General features: G+C 65.8%; 8 protein-coding genes. 4 read left to right on the forward strand and 4 right to left on the reverse strand.

Features of this window, described 5'->3' with window-relative positions; translation table 11 throughout:
* Positions 1-33: 33 nt before the first annotated feature.
* The 4 genes from VLR48_RS02400 to VLR48_RS02415 form a co-directional block, all read right to left on the reverse strand.
* On the reverse strand, positions 34-1203 hold the full coding sequence (locus VLR48_RS02400) for an alkaline phosphatase family protein (RefSeq protein WP_325290248.1): 1170 nt from the start codon (positions 1201-1203) through the stop codon (positions 34-36).
* An 87-nt stretch (positions 1204-1290) separates the two neighbouring features.
* Positions 1291-1923, reverse strand: coding sequence for a DedA family protein (locus VLR48_RS02405; protein WP_325290249.1), 633 nt, complete (start codon positions 1921-1923; stop codon positions 1291-1293).
* 6 nt (positions 1924-1929) lie between these two features.
* The gene (locus tag VLR48_RS02410; RefSeq protein WP_325290250.1) at positions 1930-2742 is read right to left on the reverse strand and encodes an undecaprenyl-diphosphate phosphatase; all 813 of its coding nucleotides are present in this window, start codon (positions 2740-2742) and stop codon (positions 1930-1932) included.
* 81 nt (positions 2743-2823) lie between these two features.
* On the reverse strand, positions 2824-3600 hold the full coding sequence (locus tag VLR48_RS02415; protein ID WP_325290251.1) for a 4'-phosphopantetheinyl transferase family protein: 777 nt from the start codon (positions 3598-3600) through the stop codon (positions 2824-2826).
* Positions 3601-3721: 121 nt separating this feature from the next.
* Between VLR48_RS02415 and VLR48_RS02420 the strand changes: the two genes are divergently transcribed.
* The 4 genes from VLR48_RS02420 to VLR48_RS02435 form a co-directional block, all read left to right on the forward strand.
* Positions 3722-3937 carry a hypothetical protein gene (locus tag VLR48_RS02420; RefSeq protein WP_325290252.1) on the forward strand — a complete coding sequence of 72 codons (216 nt, stop codon included), beginning with the start codon at positions 3722-3724 and terminating at the stop codon, positions 3935-3937.
* A 78-nt stretch (positions 3938-4015) separates the two neighbouring features.
* Positions 4016-6397, forward strand: a complete 2382-nt coding sequence (locus VLR48_RS02425; RefSeq protein ID WP_325290253.1) for a Tex family protein — start codon at positions 4016-4018, stop codon at positions 6395-6397.
* A 31-nt stretch (positions 6398-6428) separates the two neighbouring features.
* Positions 6429-6764, forward strand: coding sequence for an SET domain-containing protein (locus tag VLR48_RS02430; protein WP_325290254.1), 336 nt, complete (start codon positions 6429-6431; stop codon positions 6762-6764).
* Between the two features lie 134 nt (positions 6765-6898).
* On the forward strand, positions 6899-7514 hold a 616-nt coding region (locus VLR48_RS02435), incomplete at its 3' end, for a biotin/lipoyl-binding protein (RefSeq protein ID WP_325290255.1).

Genomic DNA, 7514 nt, shown 5'->3' on the forward strand with positions numbered 1-7514 from the left:
GCCAGCTCCGACGAGCTTCGGAGCTGGCCCGGTTTAAGTGCGCAGAAGACACAAAGGGACTTGAAGCTCGGCGGCGCTGAGCCCGCCGTGGACCCCGACCTGCCGGTGTGGCTGCTCGAATGGCAGCCACTGTCGGATGACGCCGTTGCCCTTCGGGAGTAGACAGACGTCCCCGACACGTTCAAATAGACGCGGGTGCCGTCGACCGGCGCCGAAATACCCCTCCTCGACGAGCTGCGCGCTCGCCACCAAGTCGACTCGCTCCCCCAAGACATCGCTGCAATAATCACGAAAGGCGTCCGCATGGCCGGATCGCAGATAACAGAAGGCCGCGCGTGGCTCGCCGCACAGCGGAAGTAAGAGATGGGTTTCAAGCTCGGGATGATCGGCGAGATCGATCGCATCCGTGGGCTGCGTATCCAACTGCCCGTGATCCGCGCTGACCAGCAGCAGGCTGTCCGTGTCGGCGATCTCGTGCATGAAGGATGCGATCTCCTGCTCGATCTCGCGAAGGTGGGCCAAGGCGGCGGGGCTCTCCATGCCCTGCTCATGACCGATGGCATCCAATCTCGGCCAATACAGATAGAGGTACTTCGGTTCGCGTCGACGCCGCCCCCAGCCGCGGAGAACCGCCGCGGTTCGCACGAACATATCGCGCAATCCCTTGAAGGTGACCAGCTCGCCCCGTCCGAGATGTGCCCGGTTGAAGTCCGATCGGGCGATGTGCACCGGCGAGACCAGGATGCTTCGGGTGGCGATCCGATCGGTGATCGGTGTGGTCCCGAAGAGCTTCACCGGATCGATCCCAGCCTTTCGATAAGGGACACCGCCGAAGCGCGGCGTGCCCGGCAGCACCGTCATCACGCATCCAAGCTCGCCGAAATAGGTGTGCCAACCGGTCAGGCCGTGTGCCGACGGTGCTTCTCCGGTGAGAAAGGTCGGGATGGCCGCCGCCGTCGTCGAGGGGAAGACCGAGGTGAGGGTCGCGCGCCGGGCTCGGCTCAGGATCCCGTCGGGTGAACGTTTGCCGAGCCAATCGGCTCCGAGACCGTCGATGATCAGGAGGATCAGATTGGTGGCTTGCGCCAGCTCGTCCGTCGGCAGATCGCGCAGGCTCGGGGCGTCGGATCGCCCGCCGCGGGCCTGGATGATGCTGCTCATCAGATTGACGATGCCGCCGCCGTCGTACTCCGGCCGAGTCATCCCGAGGGCGTCCGGTGGCTGGGGATTGACCATGCTTACGCCCCCGTTGGTGGTGCTTGGGTCAGGACGCGGCGGCGCGAATGCGGCTCAGGCGCGTTGGCCGGCCGATTTGCGGCGCAACAGGAACCAGATGAACGCCAGGATCAAGACCGCCGAGAAGGCGAGGACATAGGGTCTGAGCGGCTCGATGAAATCGGTGATGCGTTGGAAGTCCTCCTTCAGGGTGTAGGCCCCGAACCCGAAGGCGCCGACCCAAAGACTGGTGCCCAGGATGGTTCCCGTGAGGAAGCGCCACCAAGGCATCTGCAGCGCCCCGGCTGCGATATTGCTGGTCTGACGCAACCCGTCGAGAAAGCGTGCGACGACCAGCAACCCGATCCCCCAACGTGCGAAGGCCGCCTCGGCCTTATCCAGGCGCTCGCGGTGCTTGGACGCGCGTTTGAGCAGCCCCTTCAACCCGAAGCGTCCGATCAGATAGCCGATGATGTCGCCGAGCTGGGTCGCGGTCCAAGCGACGATCAGGACAACGACGATGTCCATCTTCCCGGTCGCGGCCAAGAGCGCGCAGGCGATCAAGAGGGTCTGTCCCGGCAGTGGGATCCCGAAGCCTTCGGCCATGCAGGCGACAAACAGTGCCCAGAGTCCGTAGCGATCGAGAATCGGCTGCAGGCTCGCGATCCCCGAGGTCAGGGTTGTCGCGATTTCGGCTTCCAGACTCATGGATGGTCACCATACCAGCATCAGAATCACGGCGCCCAGCAGCACCCGGTAGATGACGAAGGGTAGCATGCTGATGCGTTCGATGAATTTCAGGAAGTAATGAATGGTTAGGTAGGCGAAGACGAACGAAAGGGCCGCGCCGAGCAACAGCGACATCCAGTCGACCGGCTCGCCGGCCTGCAGCAGATCGAGCGTTTCCAGACCGCCGGCCATGATGATGGTCGGGATCGCGAGCAGGAACGAGAAGCGCGAAGCCGCCTTGCGGGTCAGCCCGAGCATGAGCGCCGCCGTGATGGTGATGCCCGAGCGCGAGGTCCCCGGAATGATCGCGATCGCCTGCATGACGCCGACGAACAGGGCCGCCTTCCAGCCCAGGCTGTACTCGTCGCGAGCGCGCTTTCCGCTGAAGTCCGCCCACCAGAGCAGCAACCCGAAACCGATGCTGGTCGCCGCAACCACCAGGGCGACCAGGGTCGCGTCTTCGCGCAGCACCTCGAGCACCGATTTCAGAGGCAGGCCGAGGACGACCACCGGCAGCGTGGCGAGGATGATCATCCAGCCGAGACGGGCATTGGGCGCGTCGAATCGGCGTGTGCGCAACGACTGCGACACGGCGATCGTCATGGTTACGATCTCGCGCCTGAAATAGAGCATCACCGCGGCGAGCGTACCGAGATGCAACGCGACATCGAAGGCGAGACTCTGCAGCTCGTAGCCGAAGAGGAGCGGTGTCAGGATCAGATGTCCCGAGCTCGAAATCGGCAAGAACTCCGTAATGCCCTGGACGAACGCAAGTAAGACGATCTGAATGGTATCCAACGAACCGCGCTCCTCGGGATTGAAGGCGCGGATTATACGCGGCGTGCCGGCCTTTTCCCCGCGATCGATGCTTCCGCGATCTCATCGACCGATCGACGACGCTCCGGCAGGCGCCGACCATACCTGCGGCAGCAGATCGAACGTCGACCAGTCCGGCACCGGCGGCAGCGCCGATCGTGCGACCGCAGCGATATAGCCGGTCTCCGGGATGCAATGCAGAACCGCCGGCGGCTGTGCGCCGGCGGGTCGGGGCCGGAAGAGTCCGCGGCCGTCGGCCTTCGCATCCGCCTCGAGTGCGGTCCAGGCACGGTAGAAGCGGGCGATGCGCTGGTCCTGCGGAGCCGATTCGAGGGCCCGCACCACCTCGGGCGCGAACATCCGCTGCGCCACCGCCTCGATGCTGTGCCGCGGGCGGATCCACTCGCAGTCCACTCCCACATCGCTCCTCGGACCGACCCCGGGGCAGAGGGCTACCAAGGCCAGATCGCCGGTCGTCGTCAGATTGAATGAAAGCGGCACCGCTGCGCCGGCAAGCGCGGGCGTGCCGGCCGGTCCATACTCGAAGCAAAGCGCCCCCGGCGGAGCGTCGAGATAGCGTGAGAGGATCTCGCGCAGTCCGGCATGGGCGCGGACATAGCGCTCGCGATAGGGCAGATGGCGCATCCGCGCCGCGCGGGCGCGCTGGCGCTCCCCGAGCAGGCTCAGAGCGTGCGCGAGCTCGATCCCATCCGCATCCGTGCGGATTCGCCATAGATGCAGCGCACCCGATCGGATCTCGCAACGGCTCGGCCCGACGGTCCATTCGATCGTCGTCGGGGCCGTCATTGCGCCGTCTTCATCCTGTCGTTGCGTCGACATGCGTTGTGACCTCCGTCGTCATCTTCCTATAATCGGCAATACCTCGACAAACAGGCGCCCGGTCTCTTTGGGTCTACGCCTGTCTATCGGACCATCTCGCTCTCCGCCGGAGGCCAGGGCCTTGCAGACTCATGAGCAGTGTCGTGTGGATACGCGCATCGAGGCGGTGTGCACGAAAGGTTGCAATCAGGTCAGGCAAGATATCGCCGCCTTGGAGGCCAGGGTGCAGCTGCCCGAGACGCGTGATCTGAGCGAGGAGGAGTGCCGAACCCTGTTGCGCGAGCTCAAGCAGATCATGGCCGTCTACGGCGATACCTGTCGACTGGCGCCGCCCTGAGCGCCTGCGCCCTTCGCGTCGTGGGTGTATGCTCCCGACGCTATCCATCTTGATCCGCCGTATCGGAACCTATCGCGCATGACCGACATCACCCGGACCCTCAGCCAGGAGCTTGCCGCTCGACCCGAACAGGTCGAGGCCGCCATCCGACTGCTCGACGAGGGCGCGACCGTGCCCTTCATCGCGCGCTATCGCAAAGAGGCCACGGGGGGGCTGGATGACATCCAGTTACGCTTGCTCGAAGAACGCCTGGTCTATCTGCGCGATCTGAACGAGCGTCGCGCGACCGTGCTCAAGAGCATCGAGGAGCAGGGCAAGCTGACGCCGGAGCTCCAAGCCGAGATCGTCGGCGCCGAGACCAAGCAGCGCCTCGAAGACCTCTACCTGCCGTTCAAGCCCAAGCGGCGCACCAAGGCCCAGATCGCGCGAGAGGCGGGGCTCGAACCCCTGGCCGATGCGCTGCTCGCGGATCCGAGCGCGTCGCCCGAATCGCGCGCGGCGGCCTATGTGGATGCGACCAAGGGGGACGAGGATATCGCAGCGGCCCTGGAGGGTGCGCGTCAGATCCTGATGGAGCGTTTCGCCGAGGATCCGGAGCTGACCGGGCGTCTGCGCGATCACCTCTGGCAGCAGGGCATTCTGGTCTCCAAGGTGATGCCCGGAAAGGAAGAAGAGGGCAATAAGTTCTCGGATTATTTCGACTATCGCGAGCCGCTTTCACGCATTCCGTCGCACCGTGCGCTGGCCTTGTTCCGTGGGCGTAACCAAGGCGTCCTGCACCTGGAGCTGCTGGCCGGGGAGGGCGATGATCCGGACGCCGTCTGTCGCGGCCTGATCGCATCGCGCTTCGGGGTGCGGCAGGCCGGGCGCCCCGGCGACGACTGGCTGATCGAGACGGTTCGCAAGACCTGGCGGATCAAGCTGCTGACACGGCTCGACCTGGAGCTCAAGGGGCGGATGATGGAAGCGGCCGAGGAGGAGGCGATTCGCGTCTTCGGGCTCAACCTCAAGGCGCTCCTGCTGGCGGCCCCGGCGGGCCGGCTTGCGACACTCGGGCTGGATCCCGGACTGCGCACCGGCGTGAAGGTCGCCATCGTCGACGGCACCGGGCGCGTGGCGGCGACCGACACCATCTATCCCCATGTGCCGAAGAACCAGTGGGATGCCTCGATCGCGCGGCTCGCCCACTTGGCGAAGGACCACGGGGTGAAGCTCGTGAGCATCGGCAACGGCACCGGCTCGCGCGAGACCGACCGACTGGTGCGCGAGCTGATCCAGCGACACCCTGAGCTGGGTCTGCGCTCGCTCGTCGTGAGCGAGGCGGGCGCCTCGGTCTACTCTGCCTCCGAATTCGCCTCCAAGGAGCTGCCCGAGCTGGATGTGTCGCTGCGCGGTGCGGTCTCGATCGCACGCCGGCTGCAGGATCCGCTCGCGGAGCTGGTGAAGATCGACCCCAAGGCGATCGGTGTTGGTCAGTACCAGCACGACGTGAATCAGCCCAGACTCGCGCGTGCCCTGGATACTGTGGTGGAGGACTGCGTAAACGCCGTCGGGGTGGATCTGAACACCGCCTCCGTGCCGCTGTTGACACAAGTCTCGGGACTCAACCGCACCCTGGCCGAGAATATCGTCCAGTTTCGCGAGACCAACGGGGCCTTTGCCAACCGCAAACGTTTGATGGCGGTCCCCCGCTTCGGCGAGAAGGCGTTCCAACAGAGTGCGGGTTTCCTGCGCGTGCGCGACGGCGACGAGCCGCTGGACGCGTCTGCCGTTCACCCGGAGGCCTATCCGCTGGTGCGCAACATCCTTGCGGAAACCGGCAAACCCATTACGGCTCTGATCGGCGACAGCGCGAGCCTGCGCCGCCTGGATCCCGCCCGCTTCACCGACGAGCGCTTCGGCCTGCCCACCGTCAAGGACATCCTCGCCGAGCTGGAGAAGCCCGGCCGCGACCCACGCCCCGAGTTCAAGACCGCTCAGCTCAAGGAGGGCGTGGAGACAATCAAGGATCTCAAACCCGACATGATCCTGGAGGGAACCGTCACCAACGTGACCAACTTCGGCGCCTTCGTGGATGTCGGGGTCCATCAGGACGGTCTGGTGCACATCTCCGCCTTGGCCGATCGCTTCGTCAAGGATCCGCATGCGGTGGTGAAGTCAGGCGACCTCGTGAAGGTGAAGGTGATGGAGGTCGATCTCGTGCGCAAACGGATTGCGCTCAGCATGCGTCTGGGGGATGTCGCGCCCGAGCGTGCGGCCGGCGATACCGCCGACAGCCGCTCGCAGGGGCGAGAGCCGCGCCCGAGGGCACACACCCCGCCGGGTCGGCCCGGGCGCTCGGCCGAGGCACGCCCGGCATCCGACGGCCGAGGTGCGACACGGACCAAGGCACCGGCTGCGGCCGAGGCCCCGGTCGGCGGCACAATGGCGGATGCCTTCGCCAACGCCAAGCGCCGTTGAGTCGGCGCATCGGCACAAGGCGACGGCCGCGATGGGCCGGCCATCCTCCGCCGCCGACCTGCTGCGCACGCGTGTCTACCGCGCGGCCTCCCCGATTCACGGTCAAGGCTGCTTCGCCAAGATCGCGTTTCGCAGCGGCGACTTCATCGGCACCTTCGAAGGCCCCGAGGTGGACCGAGACGGCACCTACGTGCTTTGGACCTATGATGCCGAGGGCAACGTCCTCACCGGTCGCGAGGTGCGCAACCTCCTGCGCTGGCTGAACCACAGCGACGACCCGAACGCCGAGCTCGACGGCTTCGATCTCTACGCCCGCCGCGCGATCGCGGTCGACGAAGAGATCACCTTCGACTACAGCGGCGGCTGACGACTTGATCCGAGCCACTTGATCCGAGCGACTCGATCCGGACGACTTGAGCTGGGCGACTTAAGCCGGGCGAGTTGCTTTGAACAGGGTGCGCCCCGACACTAGCCACCCTAACAGTCACCCCGCGAGTCACCGTGAAGCGCCTGACCAAGTTCTTGTTGCCCGTCCTGATCCTCGCCGTCGGTTTCGGAGTCTTTGTGTACCTCAAGCAGACCCGCCCGGAGCGTCCGCCGGAGGAGATCGTCGAGCGCGTCTGGCGGATCGAGGCCGAGACGGTCGAGCCGCGCCGGCTCTCGCCGGGGCTCGAGCTCTACGGGAGTGTTCAGACGCCGGATCTTCTGCGAGCGGCGGCCTCGGCGCAGGCGCGTGTCGCTCGGGTGCTGGTGCGCGAAGGTGATCGGGTGGAGGCCGGGCAGCTCCTGGTCGAGCTTGACCCGCGCGATTTCAGCTTTCGTCTCGCCCAAGCCCGGGCCCAGATCGACGAGTTGGAGGCTCAGATCCAGAGCGAGCGCACCGGGCATGAGACCGATCTCGCCGCGCTGGAGCAAGAGCGCAAGCTGCTCGGTATCGCACAAGACGGCGTGGAGCGCGCCTCGCAGCTCACCAAACAGCGTGTCGGCTCTCAGACCGACCTGGATATCGCCGAGCAGGAACTGGCCCGTCAATCACTCGCCGTGAGCAATCGCGAGATGAGCATCGCGGATTTCCCGGCGCGCCAACGTGCACTCGAGGCCAAACTCGCGAGGGCCC

Source organism: Thiocapsa sp. (genome assembly GCF_035467215.1).
Lineage (GTDB): Bacteria > Pseudomonadota > Gammaproteobacteria > Chromatiales > Chromatiaceae > Thiocapsa.